Below are 25,644 nucleotides of genomic sequence, written 5' to 3'. Positions count from 1 at the left end.
AAAATCTAGAGCGCGTCGCTGTCGGTCTCGCCGGTGCGAATGCGGGTCGCGTGATCGATCGGCGTGACGAAGATCTTGCCGTCGCCGATCTGGCCGGTGCGCGCGGTCGCGGTGATGACCGCGACGGCCTTCTCGGCGATATCGGAGGCAACCGCGATCTCGATCCGCAGCTTCGGCAGGAAATTCACGACATATTCGGCGCCGCGATAGATCTCGGTGTGGCCCTTTTGGCGGCCATAGCCCTTCACTTCGGTCACGGTCATGCCGTGAACGCCGATCGCCGTCAGGGCCTGACGGACCTCATCGAGCTTGAAGGGTTTGATGATCGCGACGACGAGTTTCATGGTCAGGCCTATTCCCCGGGATGCGCCGCGCCGTATGTCCCCGGCGCAGCGTCAATCTGGCATCTTTCCGGGCAAATGGCATAAAAAACTTGCAGATTGAAGCGGAAAATCGTTGGGCCATGTGAACGGCCGCCTCTGTACAGGGCAGCCGTTCATCCTCCACAATGCGTTTTTGGCATGGATGCGATGAACCCAAGCGTCGCGGCCGGTACAAAACTATGTTCGAGGGGGACGCTTCATGGCGAGTTGGTTCTACGCATCCGAGGGCAAGCAGCAGGGGCCCTATCCGGAAGGGCAATTCCGTGACCTCGTCGCCCAGGGAGTCGTGCGTCCGGATACGCTGGTGTGGTCGGACGGCATGGCCGGCTGGCAGAAGGCGGCCGAAATCCCCGGCCTGATCGGCGGGGGCGGTGCGCCCCCGATGATGCCGGCTGGCGGCCCGCCGATGATGGGCTACGGCGGCGGTGGCGCCGGAGGATCGCTGGCGGTCGATTTCGGCATCCTCGAGTTCACCTGGCGCAGCATCGTGATGCTGATCGGCATGTGCTTCATCATCCCGGTGCCGTGGGTGTTCGTCTGGTACACGAAATGGATCGTGTCCTGCGTGAAGGTCCCCGGGCGGCCCAATCTCAGCTTCACCGGCAATGCGATGGCGCTGGTGCCCTGGTATTTCGGCTTCATCGTTCTGGCGGTCGTGATCGGCTACATCGGCGTTCCCTTGCTGAGCAATTTGCTGTTCATCGCCCAGCTCGTTCTGTACTGGCTCCTGATCAAATGGATGGTCGCGAATCTCGCCTCCAATGGGCAGCCGCTCGGCCTGAGCTTCACCGGCACGGTTTGGGCCTATGTCGGCTGGAGCCTGCTGTTCGCGATTTCCATCATCACCATCATCGGCTGGGCCTGGGTCGCCGCGGCTCAGATGCGCTGGTTCTGCCGCAGCATCGAAGGCACGCGGCGCGAGATCGTGTTCAACGGCAGCGGTCTCGGGATTCTCTGGCGGGGCATCGTGGCCGCATTCCTGTGCGGCTTCATCATCCCGATCCCGTGGGTCTATCGCTGGATCATGAACTGGTTCGCGTCGGAGACGGTTCTGGCTCCGCGGGGATCGCTCCGGGCCTGACCTCGAAAGGCACAAGCGCGATCGATCGTGCTTGTGCCTCTTAGGCTCTCCGTTCGCGCACCGAGCCTTCCTGCGCGACGGAGGCCACCAGCGTGCCGTCAGGCTTGAAGATCGAGCCGCGGGTCAAGCCGCGGCCGCTTCGCGCGCTCGGCGAATCCTGTGCGTAGAGCAGCCATTCGTCGGCGCGGAACGGGCGGTGAAACCACATCGCGTGGTCGAGGCTCGCGGGCATCATGCGCTTGTCGAACAGGGTGCGGCCGTAGCGCGCCATAATCGCATCGAGCAGCGAGAAGTCCGACGCATAGGCCAGCGCGCACATGTGCAGCGCCGGATCGTCCGGCAGCGTTGCCGCGGTCTTGATCCAGACATGGATGCGGCCGTCCTCGATCCTCTCACCGAAATAACGGCCGAGCTCGACCGGGCGCAGCTCGATCGGACGGTCGGATTCATAATAGCGGCGGATGAACTCCGGCATCTCCTTGAACATCGGCTGCTTCGCGACTTCCTCCGCCGTCAGCTTTTCCGGCGGCGGCACGTCGGGCATCTTGTCCTGATGATCGAACGCGCTCTCTTCCTCCGCGTGGAACGACACCATGATCGAGAAGATCGCGTTGCCATGCTGGATCGCGGTGACGCGTCGCGTCGAGTAGCTCTTGCCGTCGCGCAGGCGCTCGACCTGATAGATGATCGGGATCTGCGGATCGCCCGGCAGGATGAAATAGCAATGCAGCGAATGCGGCAGCCTGCCCTCGACGGTGCGGCACGCTGCAACCATCGCCTGTCCGATCACCTGGCCGCCGAACACCCGCTGCCAGCTGGTCTTCGGACTGTTGCCGCGGAACAGATTCACCTCGAGTTGTTCGAGGTCGAGGATCGAGATGAGGTCGATCAGGCTCTTGGACATGGATTTCAGCTTTCGCCTTGCCGCCCCGGGGTTCGCTGCTCCGGATCGACACAATGGGGGCTATCCGCCCTTGTTTCACCGCACTGTTTCGCCCACCTCAAGTCTGCTAGCAAGGCCAGGATTTAGCCGGGAATTGGGTATGTCGGTACAGGGTAGCATTGTCATCGGTGGCGGCGCGTTTGCGGGCCTGGCGCTGGCCCTGGCGCTGCGCCAGGGGCTCGGCCCCGAGATCCCCGTCATCGTCGCCGACCCCGCGCTCTCCACACGTCCGAGCCGGGACCCGCGCGCGACCGCGATCGTGGCCGCCTGCCGCCGCCTGTTCGAGGCGATCGGCGCCTGGGACGACGTCAGGGGCGAGGCGCAGCCGATCCTCGACATGATTGTCACCGATTCCAAGCTGGAAGACGCCACCCGTCCGGCGTTCCTCAACTTTGCCGGCGACGTCGCGCCGGGTGAGCCCTTCGCGCATATGGTCGAGAACCGCCGCCTCATTGATGCGCTGGTGGTGCGCGCCGAGGCCGAGGGCATCGATCTCCGCGCGACCACAGTGTCGTCTTACGACGCGCGGGCCGAAGGTATCGACGTGACGCTCGGTGATGGCAGCGTGATTGCAGCGAGCCTCCTGGTTGCGGCCGACGGTGCGAAGTCGAAACTGCGCGAGCGCGCCGGCATCGCCACCCACGGCTGGGAATATGATCAATCCGGCATCGTCGTCACTGTCGGCCATGAGCGCGATCACGAAGGCCGCGCCGAAGAGCATTTTCTGCCGGCGGGTCCGTTTGCTATCCTGCCGCTTTCGGGCAAGCGCTCCTCGCTGGTATGGACCGAGCGCCGCAGCGAAGCCGCGCGTATCGTTGCGTTGAGCGATGGGGAATTTCACGGCGAGCTCGAGCAGCGCTTCGGCCTGCATCTCGGCGAGGTGAAGGCGCTCGACAAGCCGCGCGCGTTTCCGCTGTCCTATTTCGTCGCACGCTCCTTCATTGCCCAGCGCCTCGCGCTGGTCGGCGATTCCGCCCACGTCATCCACCCAATCGCGGGCCAGGGTCTCAACATGGGGCTGAAGGACGTCGCCGCGCTGGCCGAGGTCGTGGTCGATGCCGCGCGGCTCGGCATGGATATCGGCGGCGTCGACGTGCTCGAACGTTATCAGCGCTGGCGCCGCTTCGACACCATGGCCATGGGCGTTGCCACCAACTCGCTGAACTTCCTGTTCTCCAACCAGTCCACCTTGCTGCGCACCGTCCGCGACATCGGCCTCGGCCTCGTCGATCGCGCCCCGCCGCTGAAGAATCTTTTTATCCGCCAAGCCGCGGGTTTGACCGGTGAGATACCGCGGCTGTTGAAGGGCGAGGCGCTGTAGGATTTTCGGTAGCCCGGATGGAGCGCAGCGTATTCCGGGGCCGCTGCGTCATACGAGGAACCCCGGATTTCGCTGCGCTCCATCCGGGCTACAAGTCTCTCATCGGGCCACAAGTCCCTCAATCGATCTTGCGGGCCTCTTCCGGCAGCATGATCGGGATGCCATCGCGGATCGGATAGGCGAGCTTGGCGCTGCGCGAAATCAGCTCCTGCTTTGCAGCATCGAACTCCAGCGGACCCTTGGTCAGCGGGCAGACCAGAATCTCCAGCAATTTGGGATCGACGCTGGCTTCGGGGCGTTCGGTGGGCGCGTTCATGGGGGTCTCCGACGGTCGGTTGCCTCTAGCATAAAAAATCGTAGCAGCCCATCGCGTCGCCTCAAGCGGCAACCATCCGCAGAATCTCGTCGAGCAGGCCCTCAAGCCGCGCGGCCGGCGCTGGCGGGCCCGACAGGGCGAAGCCGAGAAACGTCCAGTACAGGATTTGCGCGCGGGCTCGCGCTGTCGCCGCCTCGAACCCGCGCTTCCTCAGCAGCTCCTCGATATAGTCGAGCCTGCGCCGGTCGATGGCACGCACCGCCGTTTGTGCCGCCGCATCGAAGGCCGTCCAGTTCCGCACCGCGCGCTCGAGGTCGAGCCGCGCGCCAAAAGTCCTGCGCAGCAGCGCTTTCAGCGGCTCGTCGCTGTCCGCCTCGACATCGGCGATGATCTGCTCGGCCGCGATCTCGCGCCAGCGCTTCAAGAGAGCAGCATGGAATGCGCCGAGATCGGCGAAATGCCAATAGAAGCTGCCGCGCGAGACCCCCATGGCTTTTGCCAGCGGATCGGCCTTCAGCGCGGTGAAGCCGTCTCGCGCGAGCGCCTTCAGTCCCTGTTTGATCCAGTCGTCGGCGGTCAGCTGTTCGGCCATGTCGGGTTCCGGATGCAAACATACACTAGTGTATTGACAGCCGGCAGGCCAGCGCCTATCCCACCATACATAACTGTATGGACCATATTTGCAGGGAGCTTTGACGATGCGTGATCTCTTGCTCCAGTGCGCCGGGGTCTTGACCATTGCCGTGGCCCTCATTCATGGCATTCTCGGCGAGACCAAGGTCTTTGCCCGCGCCCGCATCGAGCCGGAGCGGCTCCGCACCCTGATCCGCCTGGTCTGGCAGGCCTCGACCGTCGCCTGGATCGGCGGCGGTGTGCTCCTGATCGCGGCGCCCTGGATGCAATCGGAGCCAGCGCGTCACTGGATCGTCGTCACCATGGCCGGTGTGTTCGGCTTCTCCGCTCTCGCCAACGCATGGGCCACAAGCGGCCGGCATTTTGGATGGATGGCGCTCACCGCCGTCGTCGTCATGGCGGTTGCTGGCTACTGAGCTTGCGCGTCGGGATCAGCCTGCTGTCAAACCGTGAGACGTAAGGCCGCAGTGTCGTCTCAAATGCGCGCTGCATACGGAGAGCGCTGAACTTTTTCGGATCGTTAGAATAACTCTAAAGCGAACTGGCCGCGAACCGCATTGACTTCATCATGTGCTTTGCTTCCTTCGGTCCCGCTTCGCCTGCCGGCGCAGCGCCCACGACAGAAGAGGAGACGTTTGTGAAGGTTATTCGTGTTGTTGCCGTTGCATTGACGATCGGGATTGGCATGGGATCGGCAGCCTTGGCCGATGGTTTCAAGGACTGCACCAAGCTCGACAAGGCGTCGTGGAAGCCGGCGAGCGACGCCGAAGCCAAGGCCAAGGCGCTCGGCTACGAGGTGCGGCGCTCCAAGATCGAAGGCTCGTGCTACGAGGTCTACGGCGTCAAGGAAGGCAAGCTTTACGAGCTGTTCTACAGCCCAGAAGATCTCAGCCTGAAGCACACGATTGCGAAGTAGACCGCGCGAAGTGTCTGCGCAATGCTACGCCTGAGGGTGGTCCTCGCTTGATCGAAGAAACGGTGCCGCACGCTCGCGGGGGGTCCGACCGGACCCCCGCGGATCGAACCGCCGCGCGGACAGTCGCGGTCTGGGACCTCCCGCTGCGGCTCTGGCACTGGGCGCTCGCGGCTTGCGTTCTGGCCGCGTGGTTCACGCCGACCGTCTATGACCGACTTCACCGCATCGTCGGTTATGCCGTACTCGGCCTTCTTGCGTTCCGTCTGGTCTGGGGTTTTTGGGGAAGCCGCTATTCGCGCTTTCGCATGGTCGGCGTCAGGCTTCGGGCCGCGCCGGGTTATCTCTGGAATCTGCGCCGCGGCATCACCGGCCGCTATATCGGTCTCAATCCAGCCGGCACGTTGATGCTGGTGGCGCTGCTGGTCTCGCTGGCGGTCTCGACGATCACGGGCGCGATGTCGGTGACCGTGACCTTTTTCGGTGTCTGGTGGGTCGAGGACACTCACCATTATTCATCCGACGCGGTCATCGTCCTGATCGTGCTGCACGTCTTGGGCGTGCTGATGATGGGGCGTCTTCAGCGCGAGAATCTGATCAGCGCGATGATCACTGGACGTAAGCGCATCCGTCATCACCTCTAGAGCACTATTGGTTCTGATTGTGTCAGAACCGAAGCTTCGGTTCGGCGCGTCTCCTCCCCCGCCAATCGGTGTCGCCTTCCTCCGCTCCAGGCCTCGCTGCCGGTTCCAGAGTGCTCTCGGTTGGCTCTACGACCGGTGGCGCGCATTGTCCTGCGCGGGCGCCCGCCAGATTTCAAATTGCACTGACCACGTTAAGCAACCAATAAGCATGCAATCAGGCGTTGCACAAAATTAACGCGAAGGCGGATTAGCACGGACACTATCGGCAATATCCACGATGGAGCGGCTGGGATGTTTCGGGTTTTCGCTTGCCTTGCCGTCGAGCACGATTGGCGGCTTGTCCTGCTCGCCGGTCTGGTCTGCTTGCTCGCGAGTAGCGTCGCGGTCAGTATCTTTCATCGTGCGATCGTGGCGCCCGCAAGAACGCGGTTGATCTGGATCGGGATTGCCGGCGCTGCCATCGGATATGGGATCTGGGCAACGCATTTCGTCGCGATGCTCGCCTACGAACCCGGCGTTACGACCGGTTACGGCATCGTACTGACGGCGCTTTCGCTTGCTACGGCAATGCTGTTGACGTCGGGCGGCTTCGGCATTGCGGCCGGCTATTCCGGCCGGTGGCGCGCCGCGGCAGGCGGTGTCGTCATTGGCGGCGGCATCGCCAGCATGCACTATCTCGGAATGTGGGCACTTGAAGTGCCGGGCCGCGTCACCTGGTCGCTGGATCTGGTGTTTGCCTCGGTCATTCTGGGCATGTGCCTCGGCTGTGCCGCCCTCGTTGTTGCAGTCAGGTACAAGAACTCCTGGGGCGCACTGTTGGCGGCAGTCCTGCTGACCCTTGCTATCGTCTCGCATCACTTCACGGCGATGGGTGCCGTGCAGATCGTTCCAGATCCGACGCGTTCAACCGACAGTCTGTCGCTTTCGCCGACTTTCCTCGCTCTCGCCATCGCCGGCGTGGCACTATCTGTACTTGGGATGAGCCTGATCGGCGTACTCGCCGACCGCCGCCTGGCAAGTAGAACCAGCAAATTCGAGGAGATCATCAGCCAGCTTTCGATCGCCCGGCAGCAGCTCGAAGGCTCGCAGAGAGAGTTGCAGGATCAGACGCTCAGGCTGGACACCGCGATCAACCACATGGTTGAGGGCCTTTGCATGTTTGACGCCAAGAAGCGGCTTGTCGTCTGCAACGAGCGCTACGCCCGACTCTATCGGCTGCCGCCGGAACTGCTGCGGACGGGGACGTCGCACACCGACATCATCAGGCATCGCATCGTGAACGGAATCCTCAAGGGCGATCTCAGCGAGGGGGCTGCCGAGCAATTCATCTCGAAGCTGGCCGCGCTGCCGTTCGATGCGGTCTCAAGCAGGATCGACGAGTTTGCCGACGGTCGGTTGATCTGCGTGACGCGGCAGCCAATGGCCGGTGGCGGATGGGTTGCCACACATCTCGATGTGACCGAGCAGCGCCGGTCTGAGGCCAAAATCACTCATATGGCGCAACATGACGCGTTGACCGATCTGCCCAACCGCGTGCTGCTCAGGGAGCGGATGGAGCATGCCATCGCAGTTACTCGCAACGGTGGCGTCGACTTGGCCGTGCTCATGCTCGACCTCGACCGCTTCAAGGAAGTCAACGACACGCTTGGACATCCGGCGGGGGATTCCCTGCTCCGCGCCGTCGCCGCGCGCCTGCGCGAATGCACCACCGAAACCGCGTTGATCGCTCGACTGGGCGGCGACGAGTTCGCAGTGATCGATTACGTCACCAATCCAGCCGTGGAGGCTGCCGGCCTGGCCGAGAGCATCGGAAGGGCGCTTTGCGAGCCCTTCGATCTCGGCGATCACCGGGTCACGGTCGGCACCAGCATCGGAATCGCCATCGCGCCGCGCGATGGCAGCGATTCCGACGTGATCATGAAGAGCGCGGATCTCGCCCTCTACTCCGCCAAAAGTGGCGGACGTGGCGCATACCGCTTCTTCGAGCCGGAACTCGACGAGCTCATGCACGCGCGACGCAACCTGGAGCACGATATGCGGGATGCCCTTGCCGATCGTCAGTTCGAGCTCCACTATCAGCCGTTCGTCAGCGCCGCTACCGGCGAGACCCGCGGCTTCGAGGCCCTGCTCCGCTGGCATCACCCACAGCGAGGACTGGTCACGCCGAGCGAATTCATCCCGCTTGCGGAGGAGACAGGCCTTATCGTGCCGCTGGGAGAATGGGTCTTGCGGACCGCCTGTGCGGAAGCCGCCAATTGGCCTGCGCATGTCAGGATCGCTATCAACCTATCTCCCGCTCAATTCAGGAGCAAGGAACTCGTTGCTGTCATTGTCGGCGCGCTGGCGAGTTCGGGAGTGGCGCCACACAGGCTCGAGCTCGAGGTCACCGAGACGGTGATCATGCACGATAGCGAGGCTGCTTTCGCGGTGCTCGGACAATTGCGCGAGCTTGGCGTGCGAGTTGCCCTGGACGATTTCGGCACCGGCTATTCGTCTCTGAGCTTTCTGCAGAGATTCCCGTTCGACAAAATCAAGATCGACCGCAGTTTCGTCAGCGAACTATCCAGCCCGAGCGCAGAGGCGCACCATCTTGCGCGGGCAGTGGTTCGTTTTGCTGTCAGCCTCGGCAAGATAACGACCGCCGAAGGCGTCGAAACGAAAGAGCAGCTGGACATCCTCCGTGAGGAAGGCTGCGTCGAAACACAAGGCTACTATTTCAGCCGGCCGATGCCTGCATCCAGCATCACCAGCATGCTGCGGCGAGGTGCCGAAGCGGCCTACCACGCTGCATGAGCATTCCTACCCTCACTGCAGCGGCGGATCGCCGCTGGTGCGCTTCTTCGCGAGGTCCATCTCGGTCACCGCGATCAAAATTTCGGCGCGGGTCTTCAGGTCGGGCGCTTCCAGCATCGCCTGCTTCTCGGCCACGCCATAGGGCGACATCATCGCCAGCGCGTTGACGAGTGCTTCGTTGGGAGCGGTCTCGACGCCCTCCCAGTCAACCTTGAGGTTGTTGGCCTTCAGAAAGTCCGCCAGCACCGTCAGCAGTGCTTCGCGATCGACCTCCTCCTCGCCCATGCGCGGCGTGAAGTCGTCGACGAAGGCAAAGAAATCCACCTTGCACTGCCGGTAGGCGGTGAGAACCTCAAGCTCCTCGACGACCTTGAAGCGCGAGACACCGGTGAGCTCGAGGATGTAGCGGCCGTCGCCGGATTCCGCGAGCTGGGTGATGCGGCCGACACAGCCGACACGGAACAGCGCCGGCTTGTCGGAATTCTTGGGCGAATGCGCGATGTCGGGCTGGATCATGCCGATCAAGCGATGGCCGTCGCGAAAGGCATCGTCGATCATCGCGAGGTAGCGCGGCTCGAAGATGTTGAGCGGCATCTGCCCGCGCGGCAGCAGCAGCGCGCCCGGCAGCGGAAACACCGGAAGGATCTCCGGAAGGTCGGCCGGCCCGCGATATTCGATGTTGATCGGCATCTGCCGGGTCCCCTGGCCTTGCCAGCGCGCGTCAGGAAAACAGGATGATCGACAAGCGCTTGCGTCCCTCGACGGTTGCATCGTCCGTGCCGCCCCAGGCCTCGAAGAACTGTACCAGCTGCTTGCGGGCGCCGTCGTCGTTCCATTTGCGGTCGCGCTTGACGATCGCGAGCAGCTGCTCGGTGGCCGCTGCCCGGTTGCCTTGCGCGTTGAGCGCGATCGCGAGGTCGAATCGGGCCTGATGATCGAGCGGGTTTGCGGCGACTTTCTGTTCCAGCTCGGCGACGGGCCCGAGCTGTTCCGCCTGCTCGGCCAGATCGATCGCGGTCTGCACGGCTTTCACAGCCGGGTCGTTGCGCTTGGATTCCGGGACCATGGCGAGCGTCTGCTTGGCCTGCTCCATCGCGCCGGAGACGGCGTAGCATTTCGCGAGCCCGGCGAGGGCCGCAATGTTGGTCGATTCGAGCTGCAACACCTCCGCGTAGATCTGGGCGGCCGCGGCGGCATCGCCCTCTGCGAGCACGGCCTCGGCTTCCTGGAGGATCTCCGCGATATTCGGCTCACCCGGCGCGGTCACGCCCTTGGTCAGCTTCTCGATGAAGGCGTTGAGCTGGCTCTCCGGGACCGCACCCATGAAGCCGTCGGCCGGCTGGCCGTTGACGAAGGCGATCACCGCCGGAATCGACTGGATGCCCATCTGGCCCGGGATCGCCGGGTGCTGGTCGATGTTCATCTTGACCAGCTTGACCTTGCCCTTGGCGGCCTTGACCGCTTTTTCCAGCAAGGGCGTGAGCTGCTTGCAGGGGCCACACCACTCCGCCCAGAAGTCGATCAGCACCGGCTGGCGCTTCGATTCCTCGATGACGTCCTTCACGAAGGTCTGGGTAGTCGTGTCCTTGATCAGATCGGCGGCAGCCGGGCCCGCTGCTCCGTTACCCTGGTCGATGATCGTCACGGGATCCCCTCGTCTGATGTCTGGAATTGGCGGGTCTTTAGCACGTCGCCAATTCATATGCTTCGCTGTTGGCCCTAAATTGGGCCGGGACGGCCGAATTTCAATCCGTGTGGGCCGATTCGCCGGTTCCGGAGCCTTTTTTGGGGCATTTGGCCGCGTTCGGGTCCATATCGGGCCTCCGATTGCGCATCTATGCCGCCGGTAGCTGTTGCATTCCCCTCCCGCTTTTGGCATACGACAGCCGTTGCCGGCGCAGTCATGCGACCGACACAGGATGCGGGTGTAGCTCAGTGGTAGAGCACGACCTTGCCAAGGTCGGGGTCGAGGGTTCGAGCCCCTTCGCCCGCTCCAATTTTCTCCCAAAGCATCCAGTGAGCCGGATGGGCACGTGGTTTTCCACGCCTCTGGCGGCCGTTTGGGTCTCGAATGACAATTCTGGTCACAGGCAGCGCGGGCCATCTCGGCGAGGGTCTTCTCCGCACGCTCCGCGGGCGCGATTCGTCTGTGCGTGGGATCGACCTGAAGCCATCGCCCTTCACCGATGCCGTGGGCTCGATCGTCGATTCCGACTTCGTCCGGGCCCAGATGGACGGCGTCACCGCGGTGATCCACACCGCGACCCTGCACAAGCCGCATGTGGCGACCCACAGCAAGCAAGACTTTGTCGACACCAACGTCACCGGCACGCTCAACCTGCTTGAAGCGGCCGTGGCCGCCGGCGTGCGCAGTTGTCTTCACCAGTACCACCAGCGCGTTTGGCTCGCAGCTTCGCCCCGAGGCGGGCCAAGCCGCGGTGTGGGTCACCGAGGACCTGCCGCCGATTCCGAAGAACATCTACGGCACGACCAAGCTGATGGCCGAAAATCTCTGCGAGCTGTTCTGTCGCGAGCGCGGCCTGCCTGTCGTGGTCTTGAGGACCTCGCGCTTCTTCCTGGAAGACGATGACGATCCGGCGATGCGGTCGGCTTACGCGCCGGAGAATGCGCAGGCCAACGAGCTGCTCTATCGCCGGCTGGATATCGCGGACGCGGTGAGCGCCCATCTGCTCGCCGCCGAGCGCGCGCCGGACATCGGGTTTGCCCGCTACATCCTGTCGGCCACGAGCCCGTTCGAGCAGCGCCATCTCGCCGCACTGGCGCGCGACGCGGCCGGTGTGGTGCACGAGCTCTGTCCGGATTGTGCGGAGCTCTATGCGGCGCGAGACTGGCGGCTGTTCCCCGCGATTGACCGCGTCTATGTCAACGAGCGCGCGCGGCACGAACTCGGCTGGCGGCCCGAATTCGACTTTGCGCATGTCCTGAAATGCCTTCGCGATGACCGCGATTTTCGCAGCACGCTGGCGCGCGATGTCGGGTCGAAAGGCTATCATGAGACGATTTTCGACGATGGTCCTTACCCCGTCGCCCCGTAGCCGCCACCTTTGCTAATTCGCTCGATTCGTCAGATGTCTACCCGGAGTCACCGGCAGCAAGATGGCCGGAGCCGTTCTACTTTGCATGGGGTTGTTTTCGCGTTTTTTTGTTCCAGACCTCCTGCTGCCTGCAAATTAGCCGCGCATGATCTCGATTCTGCGCTGCAGCGAGAGCGTTGTCGTCGCGGCATTCGCGATCATTGCCTTTCCGTCTCAATTTTTACTGAGCGCTATCGCAGCGCACGCGGCGCGCTTCTCACCGCTCGCAGATGTGCTAACCTTCTGCGTCTGTCCTCTCGACAGAGTCCGAACTTCGCCTCTCGATAGCAAATTAAAATAAATGTGCAGCCCTGATGGCTGCCTTAGGGGAGTGACGCGATGAAATTCCATCGATCCGTCTTTCAATCCGTCCTGGCGCTTGCAGCGGTTGCCCTTCTCGCGGGGACAAGCGTCGGTCACGCGCAGCAGCAGGACAAGAACAAGCCGCTGAAGAAATACGAATCCGGCACCAAGGAGTTCTGGACCCATCCGCCGGACGACTGGTTTCTCGGCGACGAGACCGAGGCGCAGAAGGGCCTGGCGCCGCCGTCGGGTCCGCCCACCGGCGCGTCCGACGCCGAGCTCGCCAATATCGTCAAGAAGGTCAAGCTGCCGCCGGGCTTCAAGATGGAGGTCTACGCCTCCGGCGTGCTGGCCGCGCGGCAGATGGCCTGGGGTGACAAGGGCACGCTGTTCGTCGGCTCATTCGGCCTCGGCAACGTCTATGCGATTAAGGACAACAACGGAAAGAAAGAGGTCAAGACGATCCTCAAGGGCCTGAACATGCCCACGGGTCTGGCCGTCAAGGACGGTGCCCTCTACGTCATCGCGGTCGACAAGCTGATCCGCTACGACGACATCGAAAACAAGCTCGACAATCCCGGCGAGGGCAAGGTCGTCTATGACGACATGCCGTCCTATGCCGCGCATGGCTGGAAATACATCGCGGTCGACAAGGAAGGCTGGTTCTACATTCCGTTCGGACCGCCCTTCAACATCGGCATTCCCCCGACCAGCGTGTCGCAGATCCGCCGGGTCGATCCCAAGACCGGCAATGCGGAAATCTATGCGCTCGGCGTTCGCAACTCGGTCGGGGGCGACGTCGATCCGCGCACCGGCAAGTTCTGGTTCACCGAGAATGCCCGCGACTGGATCAGCGACGATCTGCCCTCAGACAAGCTGAACATGATCAGCAAGATCGGCGAGCACTTCGGTTATCCCTACTGTCACCAGGGTGATCTGCCGGATACCAAGTTCGCGATGGGCCACAAATGCTCCGAGTTCACGCCGCCCGTGCTGAACCTCGGCGCTCACGTCGCTCCGCTGGGCATGAAGTTCTATACCGGCGACCAATTCCCGGCCGAGTACAAGAACAACATCTTGATCGCCGAGCACGGCTCCTGGAATCGTCACAAGTACCAGGGCGGCCGCATCATGCGCGTGATCGTCGGTCCCGACGGCAAGAACGCCAAGCAGGAGGTGTTCGCCTCCGGCTGGATCGAGGGCGACCAAGGCTATCTCGGCCGTCCCGACGACATCATTCTCGCCAAGGACGGCTCGATCCTGGTCGCCGACGACTGGGCCGGCGCGATCTACCGCATCAGCTACAGCAAGAAGTAGCGTAAGACGACGCGAGGCTGCGGTGCCGAGAGGGCGCCGCAGCCTTTCTCATTTCAATTTCGCACGCTGTCGTTTCCGATCGCGCACCGCTTGCGCGCAAGTCCGGAACCCTTGGCCACGAACGCGGGTTATCGAATTCTCAGATGCGTCATTGCGCATCATAGCTCGCGCTTCTTCGCCCCGGAATGACGCGTTCGATAGATCGGAATTCCAATCATGCGCCGGCAGTTCATCTCGCACGCAATCAGCGCGGTCGCGCTCCTCGCGCTCGGTTCTCTCCCCACGAGCGCCGCCGACAATGCCGCGATCAAGGAGAAGGCCGCCGTCTGCGCCGGCTGTCACGGCGAGAACGGCATCTCGCAGACCGAGAACATTCCTTCGCTCGCGGGCCAGCCCGATCAATTTCTGCAATGGCAGCTCGTGTTTTTCCGCGCCGGCTCGCGCAAGAACGACCAGATGCAACCCATCGCCGAGGAAATCACCAACGAGGACGTCCGCAATCTCGGCGCCTATTTCGCCGCGCTGACGCCGCCCACAGCGGCGGAGGACAAGGATCCGGACCTGTCGAAAAAGGGCGCCCAAGTTGCCGCCGGCCGCCGCTGCGCCTCATGTCATACGGATAGCTTTGCCGGCACCAAGGCCGTCGCGCGGCTGGCGGGCCAGCGCGAGGAATACCTGGTCAAGGCGCTGCACGACTACAAGAGCAGCCAGCGCGTCGGCGGCGGTGGCGCTGCGATGGCCGATGTCGCCTATCACATGAGCGATGAGGAAATCACCGCCGTCTCGCACTATCTCGCGTATTTCAAATAGCGGAAGCTGCGGCTACCCCACCCGCTGCTTCTCATACGCTTTCAAATGCGTGTAGGCGATGCGCAGCTTCGGCACCGGCACCTTGGCGGCATCGGCGCGAGCGATGAGGTCGCCGATGACGTGATCGGCCTCGACCGGCAGGCCCGCCTTGACGTCGCGGAACATCGAGGCCGTCATCGGTGAACCCTCGGTGGTGAGGTTGCCCTTCACGCGCTCGAAGAACGGCCCGCCCGGCGTGTAGCCCGACGCGGTGGCGATCGCGCTGGTCTCGTCCAGCATGCCGAGCAGGAAATCCCTGCCGCCGGGAGCGGCGAGAATATTGCCGACGGAGGTGCGCATCAGGCTGGTGGACGCGGCCAGCGAGGACAGGAACACCCACTTTTCCCACATGTCTTGCATGATGTTCTGGCTGGCGGTGGCCCCAGCGATGCCGCTCTTGAAGGCCTCGTCGATCGCCTTGACGCGATCCGACAGCTCGCCGTCGCGCTCGCCGTAATTGATCGACTGCATCGGCTGGAGCTGCACCACCTCGCGCTTCTCGTTGAGCGTCGCGGCGATGGCGCAGAGGCCACCGAGCACGCGCTCCTTGCCGAACTTGTCGTCGAGGATATCGAGATGCTTCATGCCGTTGAGCATCGGGATGATCGCCGTATTGGGCCCGACTGCTGCCGCGAACGACTTGATGGCGTCGTCGAGGTCGAAGGCCTTGCAGCTCAGCAGCACGACGTCGAACTTGTCCTTGAGCGCGTCGGCCTGAATGGTCGGCGGATTTTTCAAGGTCACGTCGCCGTTCGGGCTTTTGATGACGAGGCCGGCGCTCGCGAGCTCGCTGGCGCGCCGCGGCCGGACCAGGAAGGTGACGTCGCGGCCGGCCTGCAACAGCCTGCCACCAAAATAGCCGCCGATGGCGCCAGCGCCGACCACGAGGATACGCATGGGATTGTCCTTGTTGTTGGTTCTTTTTCGTCGTCTTGGCGAAAGCCAGGACCCATTACCCCGACTGCCTCTTGTCGGACAAGTCGGAGCCCCCGCCTATCGCCAAACGCGATCCGGTGGTTATGGGTCCTGGCTTTCGCCAAGATGACGTCGAGGACATTGTTCGGTTTCCCTGCTTCGAGAAAATCACTTCCCCGACACCATCTCCTCGACCTCGCGCAACTGCTCCTTGCCGAAGAACATCTCGTTGCCGATGAAGAAGGTCGGCGAGCCGAACGCGCCCCGCGCGACAGCTTCCTCGGTGTTCTTGATCAGTCTGCCCTTCACCTCCGGTTCCCCGGCGCGAGCGAACAGCTTTTGCGCGTCGAGGCCGGAGGACGCCAGCGCCTTCGCGGCGATTTCCGGATCGTCCATCTTCTTCGGCTCGCCCCACATGTGATGGAAGGCGGCTTCGACATATGCTTCGAACACGCCCTCGAGCTGCGCCGCGATCGCTGCGCGCATCAGGTTCAGCGTGTTGACGGGGAAGAACGGATTCATGACATAGGGCTGCACCTGGAAGCGCTTGACGAAGCGCTCGGTCTCGACCGCGTGGAATTCGCGCTTGTTCTTGATGCCGGCAAGCGTCTCGGCGGGGGACTTGTTGTTGGTCGATTTGAAGATGCCGCCGAGCAGGATCGGCACATATTCGAATTTGACGCCGATGCGCTGCTCGATGGCGGGGATCGCGAGATGGCTGAGATAGGCGTTCGGACTGCCGAAATCGAACAGGAATTGCGGGGCTGTGCGGGTCAAAATCATGCTCCCTGACGTCGCTTTTTTCGCATTGTGGCGCAGCGCGCGCCGCGGGTCTACCGTTTAATGGCGGTCATAATCTCTTGATGATTTGGTCAGGTCAGGCGCCGGATCGTCCGCTTGCGCCACACCAGAAGGTAATAGCCCATCTGCAAAAGGAACATGGCGCAGAACACGATCGGATAGGCGGCCCACACACCCTGAAGGCCAATCGTGCGGCTCAGGATCACTGCGGATGGCAGCTCGATCGCCATAATGGCGAAGACCGCGAGCAGCATTGGCGTCAGTGCCACGCCGGCAGCGCGCATCGCGCCGGAAAATACCGTCGCCAGGCCGAACGGCACCGAGCTCCACAGTGCGATGTTGAGCAAGCTCTTCGCCAGCTCGAGCACGGTGTCATCAGTGATGAAGATGCCGAGCACGGCGCGCGGCGCGAGATAGATCAGCGCCACCAGTCCGCCCGTCAGGACGATGTTGAACGCAAGTCCGGTGCGCACGATGCCGTCGAGCCCCGCTCTGTCGCCGCGGCCGACCGCTTGGGCGCCGAGGATGGAGACTGCTATCGAAATCGACATCGCCGTGAACTGCGTGTAGCCCATCACCTGGTTGACCGCGCCATAGGCTGCGGTGGCGTTCGAGCCGAAGCCGTTGACGAGGCCGAGCAGCACCAGCTCGGCGATCGCCATCACCACCATGCCGATCGCGCTCGGCAGTCCAATGCCGAGGATCTGTCCCAGCACCACACGATTGAGCCGCAGATGGCGCAGCAGTGCAGCGTCCGGTGCCAAGGCATGTTTTCTCCGCAGCAGATAGGCCGCCAGCGCGACCAGCGTCAGCGCGTTGGCGATCGCTGCCGCCCAGGCCGGGCTGGTGATGCCGGCCGCCGGCAATCCGAACGACCCGCGGATCAGCATCGGCGTCAGGATCAAGCCGATCGCGGTCGACAAGGCCAGCGCCAGCAAAGGCGTCAGCGCGTCACCGACGCCGCGGATCATCGCCGTCATCAGCAGGAAGACGAAGCCGAGCGGCATGGTGAGCAGCATGATGCGGGCATAGGCGCTAGCCTGGTCGAGAATGTCTGCGGGCGTTGCGAGCATCATCATCAATTGCCGGCTGAAGATGCCGCCGATCAGTGCAATTGCAATCGAGAGCAGCAGGCCGATTGCGAGCGTCGTGCCGACGATGAGCTTGATCCGGCCCTGCTCGCCCGCACCATAGGCCTGGCCGATCAGCACCGTGGCGCCGGTGCTCAGCCCCATGACGAAGGCGAAAAGGAAGAACATCACCGGAAAGAACACCGAGACCGATGCAAGCGCGTCGATCCCGATCATCTGGCCGAGATAGACGTTGCTGACGGTGCCGAACAGTGATTGCAGCGCGTTGCTCAGCATCAACGGCGCGAGGAAGCGCAGAAAACTTTTCCAGAGCGGCTTGGCTGCGGACATGGATTGGCCTTTCAGGGCCTGCGAAACCGTCGCCACGCGCAATGCGCGTGGCCTGGCCGTCGATGGGGTTGTGAGAAGGCGCGCACCTAAGCGCGGTCGCTGTAGGCGAGCTTGACAATGTGGTCGCGGATGTCGGCGGGCCAATCTGCGATCAGTCCGGTGAAACGCCGCCGATCATCCGCAAACAGCGCGCGCGATGCTTCCTCGAACTGCGGCAGATTGCCGGCCATGGTCGACATGAAGTGATAGGCCGCATCGCGCGCCTGCCGCTCGCGGTCCTTGTCGCCGCTGGCACGCCGCGCCTCTTCGACAAGTTTCCGTAGTGCGACCGAGGCGCCGCCTGCTTGCGCGCTGAGCCACTCCCAGTGCCGCGGCAGCAGCGTCACCTCGCGCGCGACCACGCCGAGCTTCGGCCGGCCGCGACCGCGCGGCTCGCTCGGCGATGCGGTGTCCTCAACCGGGGGCGGCACAAGCTTCGCCAGCCGCGCCAGCACCTCCCGGTCTCCGCCGCGCAGATCGAAGTCGATCGATCTGCCCGTGGCGTCCTCGAAGATGATGATGGGCTCGTCCGGCCGCTCCGTCATCCTCTTGATGACCAGCGCGACCTCTCCTGCTGGCCCGGAGACCAGACGGCGATGCCCTTGGAAAGCGGTGAAAGTCTTCTGCATTGGAATCATTGCCATATTGGTCGCGATGGCAGCTTTAATACCCGGGTAAATTGCTAAGGTCAATATACCCGGGTTAAAATACTCGACCGGATGGCTCGACATTGCGTTCCCGGGCTGGCACGAACGCGCGGCCGATCGAACCATGCCTAGCCCCGGGGACCACGCGATGCTGACCGTTCATCACCTCAACAATTCCCGCTCGCAGCGCGTGCTGTGGCTGCTCGAAGAGTTGGGCGTGCCTTACGAGATCGTGCGCTATCAGCGCCAGCCGGACATGCGCGCGCCGAAGGAGCTCCGCGCCATCCATCCACTCGGCAAGTCGCCCGTTATCACGGACAACGGCAACACCATCGCCGAATCCGGCGCGATCATCGAATATCTCATCGCCACCTATGGCAACGGCCGGCTGGTCCCGCCGCCGAACACGCCGGAGCGGCTGCGCTTCACCTACTGGCTGCACTATGCGGAAGGCTCGGCGATGCAGCCGCTGCTGCTCAAGCTGCTGTTCACGCTGATGCCGAAGCGCGCGCCGGCGTTGCTCCGCCCGCTGGTGCGCAAGGTCTCGAACCAGGCGCTTACTGCGCTGGTCAATCCGCAGCTGAAGCAGCACATGGACTATTGGGAAGGCGAGCTCGGCAAGAGCGAGTGGTTCGCCGGCAACGAGTTCACCGCCGCCGACATTCAGATGAGCTTTCCGCTTGAGGCAGCCCAGGCGCGCGGCGGGCTGGAGCTCGGCCATCCCAACGCGATGGCGTTCCTGGAGCGCATTCATGCACGGCCGGCGTACAGCCGCGCCCTCGAAAAGGGCGGGCCGTATCAGGTCGGTCGATAGTTAGCTTTCATCAGTCCGCGTGCAGCACGCGCCCGCGCGTCTCCGGGAGCGCGAAGGCGGCGATGAAGAACAGCGCGTAAGCCACCACCGCGAAGATGGCGATCGCATTCGCAAGCGACGTCGTCGCCGATAGCGCTCCGACCAGGAACGGAAACAGCGCGCCGATGCCGCGGCCGAAATTGTAGCAAAAGCCCTGGCCCGAGCCGCGCAGTCGCGTTGGATAAAGCTCGGTCAGGAACGCGCCGACGCCGGAGAAATAGCCCGAGGCGAAAAAGCCGAGCGGGAAGCCGAGCACCCACAGGACCTCGTTGGTGAGCGGCAGCTGCGTGTAGAGCAGCACAACCGCTATCGCGCCGATCGAGAAGGTCAGAAAGAGATTGCGCCGTCCGATCCGGTCGGCGAGCCACGCGCCGGTGAGATAGCCGATGAAGGAGCCGATGATCAGCGTCGAGAGATAGCCGGTCGAGCCGACGATCGACAGATGCCGCTCCTTGGTCAAGAACTGCGGCACCCAGAAGGTGACGGCGTAATAACCGCCCTGGCAGCCCGTGGCCATCAGCGACGCCAGGATCGTGGTCTTCAGGATCGGGCCCGAGAAAATCTCCCAGAGCGCCGGGCGATTGCCGCTCGCGGCCTGCTTGGCGCGGGCCTCAGCCGCGATCTCCGGCTCGGTCACCGAGCGGCGGATGTAGAACACCAGCAGCGCGGGCAACGCGCCGATCACGAACATCCAGCGCCACGCTGTCTCCGCCGGCAAAGCCGAGAACAGGATCGCCTGCGACAGCACCGCGAGGCCCCAGCCGACGGCCCAGCCCGACTGCACCGAGCCGACTGCACGCCCGCGATATTGCGGCCGGATCGCTTCACCCATCAGCACGGCGCCCGCCGCCCACTCCCCGCCGAAGCCGAGGCCCAGCACCGCGCGTGCGATCAGGAGCTGTTCGAAATTCTGCACGACCGCGCAGACCAGCGAGAAGAACGAGAACCAGATGATGGTGATCTGGAGCGTTCTGACCCGGCCGATATGGTCGGAGAGATAGCCGCCGAGCCAGCCGCCGATCGCGGAGGCCAGCAGCGTCACGGTGCCGGCGAGCCCGGCCGACCCCGCATCGACCTTCCACAGCGCGATGATGGTGCCGATCACCAGCGGATAGATCATGAAGTCCATGCCGTCGAGCGCCCAGCCTGCGGCGCACGCCCAGAACGTCCGCCGCTCCGGCGCGTTCATGTCGCGATAGAAGGCAAGAAGGCTGGTGTCCTCGATCTCGGCGCGTTCGATGCGCTGGTTCGGATCAACGGTGGTCATGCGCGATTCCCGACAGTGTTTTCTTTGGCAGTTTCTCTGGCCTGGCGGTGGTAGCACGCGCGGGGGCGCGCGCAAGCCGGCCGCCGGCCTTCGCGCCATGCAAGTACAGAGTTACTGCCCCGCTGCTTCCGCGCCCCGGGTGCGTGGATCGGGCGCGCCGAGCGGCCCGTTGGCGGTCACCGCGATCGAATTCGCCGATGTCTGCCCCATCGGCGTGACGATGAGATGATCCATCGCCTTCAGCTCGAGCAGCACATCATCGGGAAAGCCGCTCTCGACCCGGACCTCGTCGGGCAACCATTGGTGATGCAGCCGCGGCGCGGCCACGGCAGCCGCGACGTCCATCTTGTAATCGAGGACGTTGACGATCACCTGGAGCACGGCCGAGATGATGCGGCTGCCGCCCGGCGAGCCCGTCACCAGCACCGGCTTGCCGCCCTTCAGGACGATGGTCGGCGACATCGAGGACAGCGGCCGCTTGCCCGGCCCGGGCAAATTGGCCTCGAAGCCGACGAGGCCGTAGGCATTGGAAGCGCCGACCGCTGCGGTGAAATCGTCGAGCTCGTTGTTGAGCAGCACGCCGGTGCCGTCGGCGACGAGGCCGACGCCGTAGCTGAAGTTCAGCGTATAGGTGTTGCTGACCGCGTTGCCGCTGCCGTCGACGACGGAAAAATGCGTGGTGTTGCTGCCCTCATGCGGTGAGGTCGCAGTGGAAACGAGCTGTTCCGACGGCGTGGCGCGATCCGCGGAGATGGTTGCCCGCAGCTTGGCCGCATAGTCCTTGCCGGTGAGCGTCCCGATCGGCGCGTTGACGAAGGCGGGATCGCCGAGATAGCGCGCCCGGTCCGCATAGGCGCGCTTCATGGCCTCGATCAACAGATGCAGCGAGGCCGGCGATCCCTGCTTCAGATCGGCGAGCTGAAAACCTTCGAGAATATTGAGCGTCTCCACCAGCACCACGCCGCCCGACGACGGCAGCGGCATCGACACGATGTCATAGCCGCGATAGGTGCCGCGCACCGGCGCGCGGATCACCGCTTGATAGGATTTCAAATCCGCTGGCGTCATGATGCCGCCCGCATCAGTCACGGCCTTGGCGAGTTTTTCCGCGACCGGCCCTTCATAAAAACCGCGCGGGCCCTGTACGGCGACAGTCGACAGCGTTTCGGCGAGATCGCTCTGCACCAGCCTGTCGCCTTGGCTGAGCGGCGTGCCATCAGGCCGCGAGAATATCCGGGCCGAGGAGGGCCAGCGCACCAGCTGCTTGTGCCAGCCCGGCAGCGTGTCGGCAATGTCGTCGCCGACGAGGAAGCCGTCGCGGGCGAGCACGATCGCGGGCTCGAGCAGTTGCGCCAGCGTGAACCGGCCCGAGCCACATTTTTCCAGGGCGAGCGCAAGACCCGCGACGGTGCCGGGCACGCCGACGCCGAGCGCAGAATCCCGCGACTTCGCCGCATCGGGCTTGCCGTCGGCGCCGAGGAAAATCTGCGGCGTGGTCGCAGCCGGCGCGGTCTCGCGATAATCGATCGTGATGTCTTCGTTGCGCTCGGTGGAATGAATCACCATGAAGCCGCCGCCGCCGATATTGCCGGCCCGCGGATAGGTCACGGCCATCGCAAAGCCGGTCGCGACCGCGGCATCGACGGCATTGCCGCCGCGCCGCAGGATATCGGCGCCGACCTGCGCGGAGATTTTCTCCTGCGCTACTACCATGCCGTGTTCGGCGGGAACGGCGTGCACGGTGTCGAGCGCGGGCGGCACATAGGCCCGCCGCGCATCCTGCGCGGTCGCGGTCGGAAGTCCGAACGCCAGAGTGGCAAGGAAGGCGAAAAATGTCCGCCGTGTCGAAAAAGACGACATCATCAAACTTCCGCAATGGCCATGGGCAGTTCACATGCAGCGCTGCAATGCTATACGGTTTGCCCCGACAGAGGCAAAACTGTTCGTGATGAGGATTATGGAGTGACGACGATCGCCCGGGATGCGCGGATCGCCGGCGCGCAGCGGACCTATCCGCCGCGCAGCGCCGTCGTCAGCTGGATCTTCTTCGACTGGGCCGCGCAGCCTTATTTTACGCTGATCACGACCTTCGTGTTCGCGCCCTATTTCGCCACCGGCATTGCGCCGAATCCCGCCACCGGGCAATCGTTGTGGGGCTTTGCGATGGCTGCCGCGGGCCTCGCGATTGCCTTGATGTCGCCGGTGCTGGGGGCTATCGCCGATGCGTCGGGCCGCAGGAAGCCGTGGATCGCCGGATTCGGCGCAGTGCTGGTGCTGGCATCCTGCACGCTGTGGATCGGCAAGCCCGGCGATCCCTCGATCATTCCGCCGCTGCTCACCGCGGTCGCGCTCGCCAGCGTTGGCGCGGAATTCGCCACTCTCTTCAACAATGCGATGATGCCGACGCTGGTGCCGCCGGAGCGCATCGGGCGGCTCTCCGGCACCGGCTGGGCGACGGGGTATGTCGGCGGCATCGTCAGCCTGATCATCGTGCTCGGCCTGCTCGCCGCGAACCCCGAGACCGGTCGCACGCTGCTCGGTCTCACGCCTCTGTTCGGGCTCGATCCCGTCAGTCATCAGGGCGACCGCGCCGCCGGACCGTTGACCGGGCTTTGGTTCATCGTTTTCGTGACGCCGATGTTCCTGTTCACGCCGGACTATCCGGCGAAGCGTCCGGTGCGCGAGGCGCTGCACGAGGGGCTGTCGGAGCTGAAGCAATCGATCAAGGGGCTGCCGCAGCAGAAATCGCTTGCGGCGTTTCTACTCGCCAACATGATCTACACCGACGGTCTGGTGTCGCTGTTTGCCTTCGGCGGCATCTATGCCGCGGGTACGTTCGGCTGGCACACGATCCAGATCGGCACGTTTGGCATCATGCTCGCGATCGCCGGCGCGTTTGGCGCGTGGTTTGGTGGCAAGCTGGACGATCGCTTCGGGCCGAAGCGCGTGATCGCCGGCAGCATGCTGGTCCTGCTGCTGGCGCTGGCGGCGATCCTGCTGGTCGACAAGGATTCGATCCTCTTCATCAAGGTCGCGCCGCCCGCGCCCGGCGGCGGATTGTTCGCCGCCGCGTCAGAGCGCGCTTATCTGGTGCTGGGCTGCCTGATCGGTGCGGCCGGTGGTCCGCTGCAAGCGGCCTCACGTACGCTTCTGATCCGTCTCGCACCGAAGGACCGCATCGCGCAGTATTTCGGTCTGTTCGCACTGACGGGGAAAGTGACGTCCTTCATCGGCCCGCTGCTGATCGGCGTGATCACCGCGGTGACGGCGAGCCAGAAGGCCGGCATGGCCGTGCTGGTGGTGTTCTTCGTCGCGGGTCTGGCGCTGTTGATGCGGGTGCGGGAAAATTAGCGTCGTCCCGGCCTAGTGCGCAATTGCGCACGGGGACCGGGACCCATACCGCGTGATTGCTCGTTGCCGCGACACGGCCAGTACCGCACACCAAACTACTTCCTGGGCTATGGGTCCCGACCTTCGCCGGGACGACCCGTCGAGAGTTTAGTACACGACAGATCTAGTGCCTGAAGTGCCGCGTGCCGGTGAACACCATGGCGATGCCATGCTCGTCGGCGGCCTTGATCACTTCGTCGTCGCGCATGGAGCCGCCGGGCTGCACCACGGCGGTGGCGCCGGCCTCGATGCAGGCGAGCATGCCGTCGGCGAACGGGAAGAACGCATCCGACGCCACCACCGAGCCCTTGGTGAGCGGTTCGGCGAGCTTCAGCTCGGCGGCCGCATCCTGAGCCTTGCGTGCCGCGATCCGCGCTGAATCGACCCGGCTCATCTGGCCGGCGCCGATGCCGACGGTCGCGAGATCCTTGGCGTAGATGATGGTGTTGGACTTGACGTGTTTTGCGACACGGAAAGCAAACTTCAGGTCGCGCATCTCGGCATCAGTGGGCGCGCGCTTCGTGACAACCTTGAAGGTCATGTCGTCGACGACGGCGTTGTCGCGGCTCTGCACGAGGAGACCGCCCGCCACCGTCTTGGCGGTGAGGCCCGGCGCGCGCGGGTCGGGCAGGCTGCCGGCGAGCAGAAGCCGAAGGTTCTTGCGCGCGCCGATGATGGCGATCGCTTCCTCGCTAGCGTCAGGCGCGATGATCACCTCGGTGAAGATTTTCGTGATCTCGCGCGCGGTGTCAGCATCGAGTGCGCGGTTCATCGCGATGATGCCGCCGAACGCCGAGGTGGAATCGCAGGCCAGCGCCTTGCTGTAGGCGCCGACGAGGTCGGAGCCCTCCGCGACGCCGCAGGGATTGGCATGCTTGACGATGACGCAGGCTGCGGTGCGCTTGGCGTCGAACTCGCCGATGCATTCATAGGCCGCATCCGTGTCGTTGATGTTGTTGTAGGAGAGCTCCTTGCCCTGGAGCTGCCGCGCGGTCGAGACGCCCGGCCGCTTGTCGGGCGTCGCATAGAACGCCGCGGTCTGGTGCGGATTCTCGCCATAGCGCAGTGACTGGATCAGCCGGCCGCCGAAGGCACGGAAATCGGGCGCGTCGATCTCGAGCTGGCGATTGAACCAGTTCGAGATCGCGGCGTCATAGGCGGCAGTGCGCGCGTAAGCCTTGGCGGCAAGGCGCCGGCGCAACTTCAGCGTGGTTGCACCGCTGTTGGCGGCGAGCTCATCGAGCACGGCCTGATAGTCCTGCGCCTCGACCACGACGGCGACGTCGTCATGATTCTTCGCGGCGGCGCGGATCATCGCGGGGCCGCCGATGTCGATGTTCTCGATGCAATCCTCGAAGCCCGCGCCTTTGTCGACGGTCGCCTCGAACGGATAGAGATTGACGACGAGGAGATCGATCGGCGCGATCCCATGCGCCGTCATCGCATCCGCATGGTCCTTGTTGTCGCGGATCGCGAGCAGACCGCCGTGCACCTTCGGATGCAGCGTCTTCACGCGGCCATCCATCATCTCGGGGAAGCCGGTCAGCTCGGACACGTCCTTCACCTCGAGGCCGGCCGCGGCGATCGCCTTCGCGGTGCCGCCGGTCGAGATCAGCTCGACATCGTGCGCGGCAAGCGCCTTTGCGAAGTCGATCAGGCCGGTCTTGTCGGAAACGGAGAGAAGTGCGCGGGTGACGCGGCGGGGATGGTCAGTCATGAG

The 25,644-nt window shown here is 63.9% G+C and carries 23 protein-coding genes, 1 tRNA gene and 1 pseudogene; 12 read left to right on the top strand and 13 right to left on the bottom strand.

What is annotated here, in order from left to right; genetic code table 11:
• Nucleotides 1-5: 5 nt before the first annotated feature.
• Nucleotides 6-344: a P-II family nitrogen regulator gene (locus tag IVB42_RS00935; protein ID WP_007598647.1), complete on the bottom strand. Its 339-nt coding sequence runs from the start codon at nucleotides 342-344 to the stop codon at nucleotides 6-8.
• Between the two features lie 238 nt (nucleotides 345-582).
• Between IVB42_RS00935 and IVB42_RS00930 the strand changes: the two genes are divergently transcribed.
• Nucleotides 583-1,464, top strand: coding sequence for a DUF4339 domain-containing protein (locus tag IVB42_RS00930; protein WP_247397673.1), 882 nt, complete (start codon nucleotides 583-585; stop codon nucleotides 1,462-1,464).
• A 40-nt stretch (nucleotides 1,465-1,504) separates the two neighbouring features.
• Here IVB42_RS00930 and tesB read toward each other — a convergent pair whose 3' ends face one another.
• Nucleotides 1,505-2,368 carry an acyl-CoA thioesterase II gene (gene tesB, locus IVB42_RS00925; RefSeq protein ID WP_018459668.1) on the bottom strand — a complete coding sequence of 288 codons (864 nt, stop codon included), beginning with the start codon at nucleotides 2,366-2,368 and terminating at the stop codon, nucleotides 1,505-1,507.
• Nucleotides 2,369-2,507: 139 nt separating this feature from the next.
• Here tesB and IVB42_RS00920 point away from each other — a divergent pair, with 139 nt between their 5' ends.
• Nucleotides 2,508-3,728: a ubiquinone biosynthesis hydroxylase gene (locus IVB42_RS00920; RefSeq protein ID WP_018459669.1), complete on the top strand. Its 1,221-nt coding sequence runs from the start codon at nucleotides 2,508-2,510 to the stop codon at nucleotides 3,726-3,728.
• Between the two features lie 118 nt (nucleotides 3,729-3,846).
• Here the strand turns inward: IVB42_RS00920 and IVB42_RS00915 are convergent, their stop codons facing one another.
• Both IVB42_RS00915 and IVB42_RS00910 read right to left on the bottom strand, forming a co-directional pair.
• Entirely contained in the window at nucleotides 3,847-4,044 is a 198-nt protein-coding gene (locus tag IVB42_RS00915; RefSeq protein ID WP_018459670.1) for a Trm112 family protein, read from the bottom strand.
• Nucleotides 4,045-4,105: 61 nt separating this feature from the next.
• A complete protein-coding gene (locus IVB42_RS00910) occupies nucleotides 4,106-4,636 on the bottom strand; it encodes a TetR/AcrR family transcriptional regulator (RefSeq protein ID WP_247295815.1) in 531 nt (176 codons plus the stop codon).
• 106 nt (nucleotides 4,637-4,742) lie between these two features.
• Here IVB42_RS00910 and IVB42_RS00905 point away from each other — a divergent pair, with 106 nt between their 5' ends.
• The 4 genes from IVB42_RS00905 (at nucleotide 4,743) to IVB42_RS00890 (ending at nucleotide 9,027) form a co-directional block, all read left to right on the top strand.
• Nucleotides 4,743-5,093, top strand: a complete 351-nt coding sequence (locus IVB42_RS00905) for a hypothetical protein (protein ID WP_018459672.1) — start codon at nucleotides 4,743-4,745, stop codon at nucleotides 5,091-5,093.
• 221 nt (nucleotides 5,094-5,314) lie between these two features.
• Nucleotides 5,315-5,593: a PepSY domain-containing protein gene (locus IVB42_RS00900; RefSeq protein WP_007598654.1), complete on the top strand. Its 279-nt coding sequence runs from the start codon at nucleotides 5,315-5,317 to the stop codon at nucleotides 5,591-5,593.
• 47 nt (nucleotides 5,594-5,640) lie between these two features.
• Nucleotides 5,641-6,234, top strand: a complete 594-nt coding sequence (locus tag IVB42_RS00895) for a cytochrome b/b6 domain-containing protein (RefSeq protein WP_018459674.1) — start codon at nucleotides 5,641-5,643, stop codon at nucleotides 6,232-6,234.
• Between the two features lie 291 nt (nucleotides 6,235-6,525).
• Entirely contained in the window at nucleotides 6,526-9,027 is a 2,502-nt protein-coding gene (locus IVB42_RS00890; protein ID WP_018459675.1) for an EAL domain-containing protein, read from the top strand.
• A 12-nt stretch (nucleotides 9,028-9,039) separates the two neighbouring features.
• Here IVB42_RS00890 and IVB42_RS00885 read toward each other — a convergent pair whose 3' ends face one another.
• Nucleotides 9,040-9,717 carry an LON peptidase substrate-binding domain-containing protein gene (locus IVB42_RS00885; RefSeq protein WP_018459676.1) on the bottom strand — a complete coding sequence of 226 codons (678 nt, stop codon included), beginning with the start codon at nucleotides 9,715-9,717 and terminating at the stop codon, nucleotides 9,040-9,042.
• 31 nt (nucleotides 9,718-9,748) lie between these two features.
• The gene (gene trxA, locus IVB42_RS00880) at nucleotides 9,749-10,672 is read right to left on the bottom strand and encodes a thioredoxin (protein WP_007598659.1); all 924 of its coding nucleotides are present in this window, start codon (nucleotides 10,670-10,672) and stop codon (nucleotides 9,749-9,751) included.
• A 276-nt stretch (nucleotides 10,673-10,948) separates the two neighbouring features.
• Here trxA and IVB42_RS00875 point away from each other — a divergent pair.
• The 4 genes and pseudogenes from IVB42_RS00875 to IVB42_RS00860 all read left to right on the top strand — a co-directional run bounded on the left by IVB42_RS00875 (nucleotide 10,949) and on the right by IVB42_RS00860 (nucleotide 14,552).
• Nucleotides 10,949-11,023: transfer RNA gene (locus IVB42_RS00875), tRNA-Gly, on the top strand.
• 75 nt (nucleotides 11,024-11,098) lie between these two features.
• Nucleotides 11,099-12,083 (top strand): annotated as a pseudogene (locus IVB42_RS00870) (NAD(P)-dependent oxidoreductase).
• Between the two features lie 378 nt (nucleotides 12,084-12,461).
• Nucleotides 12,462-13,742, top strand: a complete 1,281-nt coding sequence (locus IVB42_RS00865; protein ID WP_085349220.1) for a PQQ-dependent sugar dehydrogenase — start codon at nucleotides 12,462-12,464, stop codon at nucleotides 13,740-13,742.
• Between the two features lie 216 nt (nucleotides 13,743-13,958).
• On the top strand, nucleotides 13,959-14,552 hold the full coding sequence (locus tag IVB42_RS00860) for a c-type cytochrome (protein ID WP_018459679.1): 594 nt from the start codon (nucleotides 13,959-13,961) through the stop codon (nucleotides 14,550-14,552).
• A gap of 12 nt (nucleotides 14,553-14,564) precedes the next feature.
• Here the strand turns inward: IVB42_RS00860 and panE are convergent, their stop codons facing one another.
• From panE to IVB42_RS00840, 4 genes are all read right to left on the bottom strand, one after another.
• Nucleotides 14,565-15,488, bottom strand: a complete 924-nt coding sequence (panE, locus tag IVB42_RS00855; RefSeq protein WP_018459680.1) for a 2-dehydropantoate 2-reductase — start codon at nucleotides 15,486-15,488, stop codon at nucleotides 14,565-14,567.
• A gap of 186 nt (nucleotides 15,489-15,674) precedes the next feature.
• Nucleotides 15,675-16,289 carry a 2-hydroxychromene-2-carboxylate isomerase gene (locus tag IVB42_RS00850; protein WP_247469624.1) on the bottom strand — a complete coding sequence of 205 codons (615 nt, stop codon included), beginning with the start codon at nucleotides 16,287-16,289 and terminating at the stop codon, nucleotides 15,675-15,677.
• 89 nt (nucleotides 16,290-16,378) lie between these two features.
• Nucleotides 16,379-17,728: an MATE family efflux transporter gene (locus IVB42_RS00845; RefSeq protein WP_026233859.1), complete on the bottom strand. Its 1,350-nt coding sequence runs from the start codon at nucleotides 17,726-17,728 to the stop codon at nucleotides 16,379-16,381.
• A gap of 86 nt (nucleotides 17,729-17,814) precedes the next feature.
• Nucleotides 17,815-18,411 carry a DUF2239 family protein gene (locus tag IVB42_RS00840; RefSeq protein ID WP_018459683.1) on the bottom strand — a complete coding sequence of 199 codons (597 nt, stop codon included), beginning with the start codon at nucleotides 18,409-18,411 and terminating at the stop codon, nucleotides 17,815-17,817.
• Nucleotides 18,412-18,562: 151 nt separating this feature from the next.
• On the opposite strand from IVB42_RS00840, the gene IVB42_RS00835 reads away from it, so the two are divergent.
• On the top strand, nucleotides 18,563-19,228 hold the full coding sequence (locus IVB42_RS00835) for a glutathione S-transferase (RefSeq protein ID WP_018459684.1): 666 nt from the start codon (nucleotides 18,563-18,565) through the stop codon (nucleotides 19,226-19,228).
• Between the two features lie 10 nt (nucleotides 19,229-19,238).
• Here the strand turns inward: IVB42_RS00835 and IVB42_RS00830 are convergent, their stop codons facing one another.
• Nucleotides 19,239-20,534, bottom strand: coding sequence for an MFS transporter (locus tag IVB42_RS00830; RefSeq protein WP_018459685.1), 1,296 nt, complete (start codon nucleotides 20,532-20,534; stop codon nucleotides 19,239-19,241).
• Nucleotides 20,535-20,645: 111 nt separating this feature from the next.
• A complete protein-coding gene (ggt, locus tag IVB42_RS00825; RefSeq protein WP_247469623.1) occupies nucleotides 20,646-22,397 on the bottom strand; it encodes a gamma-glutamyltransferase in 1,752 nt (583 codons plus the stop codon).
• A 99-nt stretch (nucleotides 22,398-22,496) separates the two neighbouring features.
• Here ggt and IVB42_RS00820 point away from each other — a divergent pair, with 99 nt between their 5' ends.
• Nucleotides 22,497-23,885, top strand: coding sequence for an MFS transporter (locus IVB42_RS00820; RefSeq protein ID WP_018459687.1), 1,389 nt, complete (start codon nucleotides 22,497-22,499; stop codon nucleotides 23,883-23,885).
• 163 nt (nucleotides 23,886-24,048) lie between these two features.
• Here the strand turns inward: IVB42_RS00820 and purH are convergent, their stop codons facing one another.
• Nucleotides 24,049-25,641, bottom strand: coding sequence for a bifunctional phosphoribosylaminoimidazolecarboxamide formyltransferase/IMP cyclohydrolase (purH, locus tag IVB42_RS00815; RefSeq protein ID WP_018459688.1), 1,593 nt, complete (start codon nucleotides 25,639-25,641; stop codon nucleotides 24,049-24,051).
• Nucleotides 25,642-25,644 lie beyond the last annotated feature (3 nt).

The sequence above is a fragment of the Bradyrhizobium sp. 45 genome (assembly GCF_023073155.1).
Classification (GTDB): domain Bacteria; phylum Pseudomonadota; class Alphaproteobacteria; order Rhizobiales; family Xanthobacteraceae; genus Bradyrhizobium; species Bradyrhizobium canariense_D.
The sequence above is the reverse complement of the archived record's forward strand: the minus strand, read 5'-3'. Positions and strand labels throughout refer to the sequence as shown.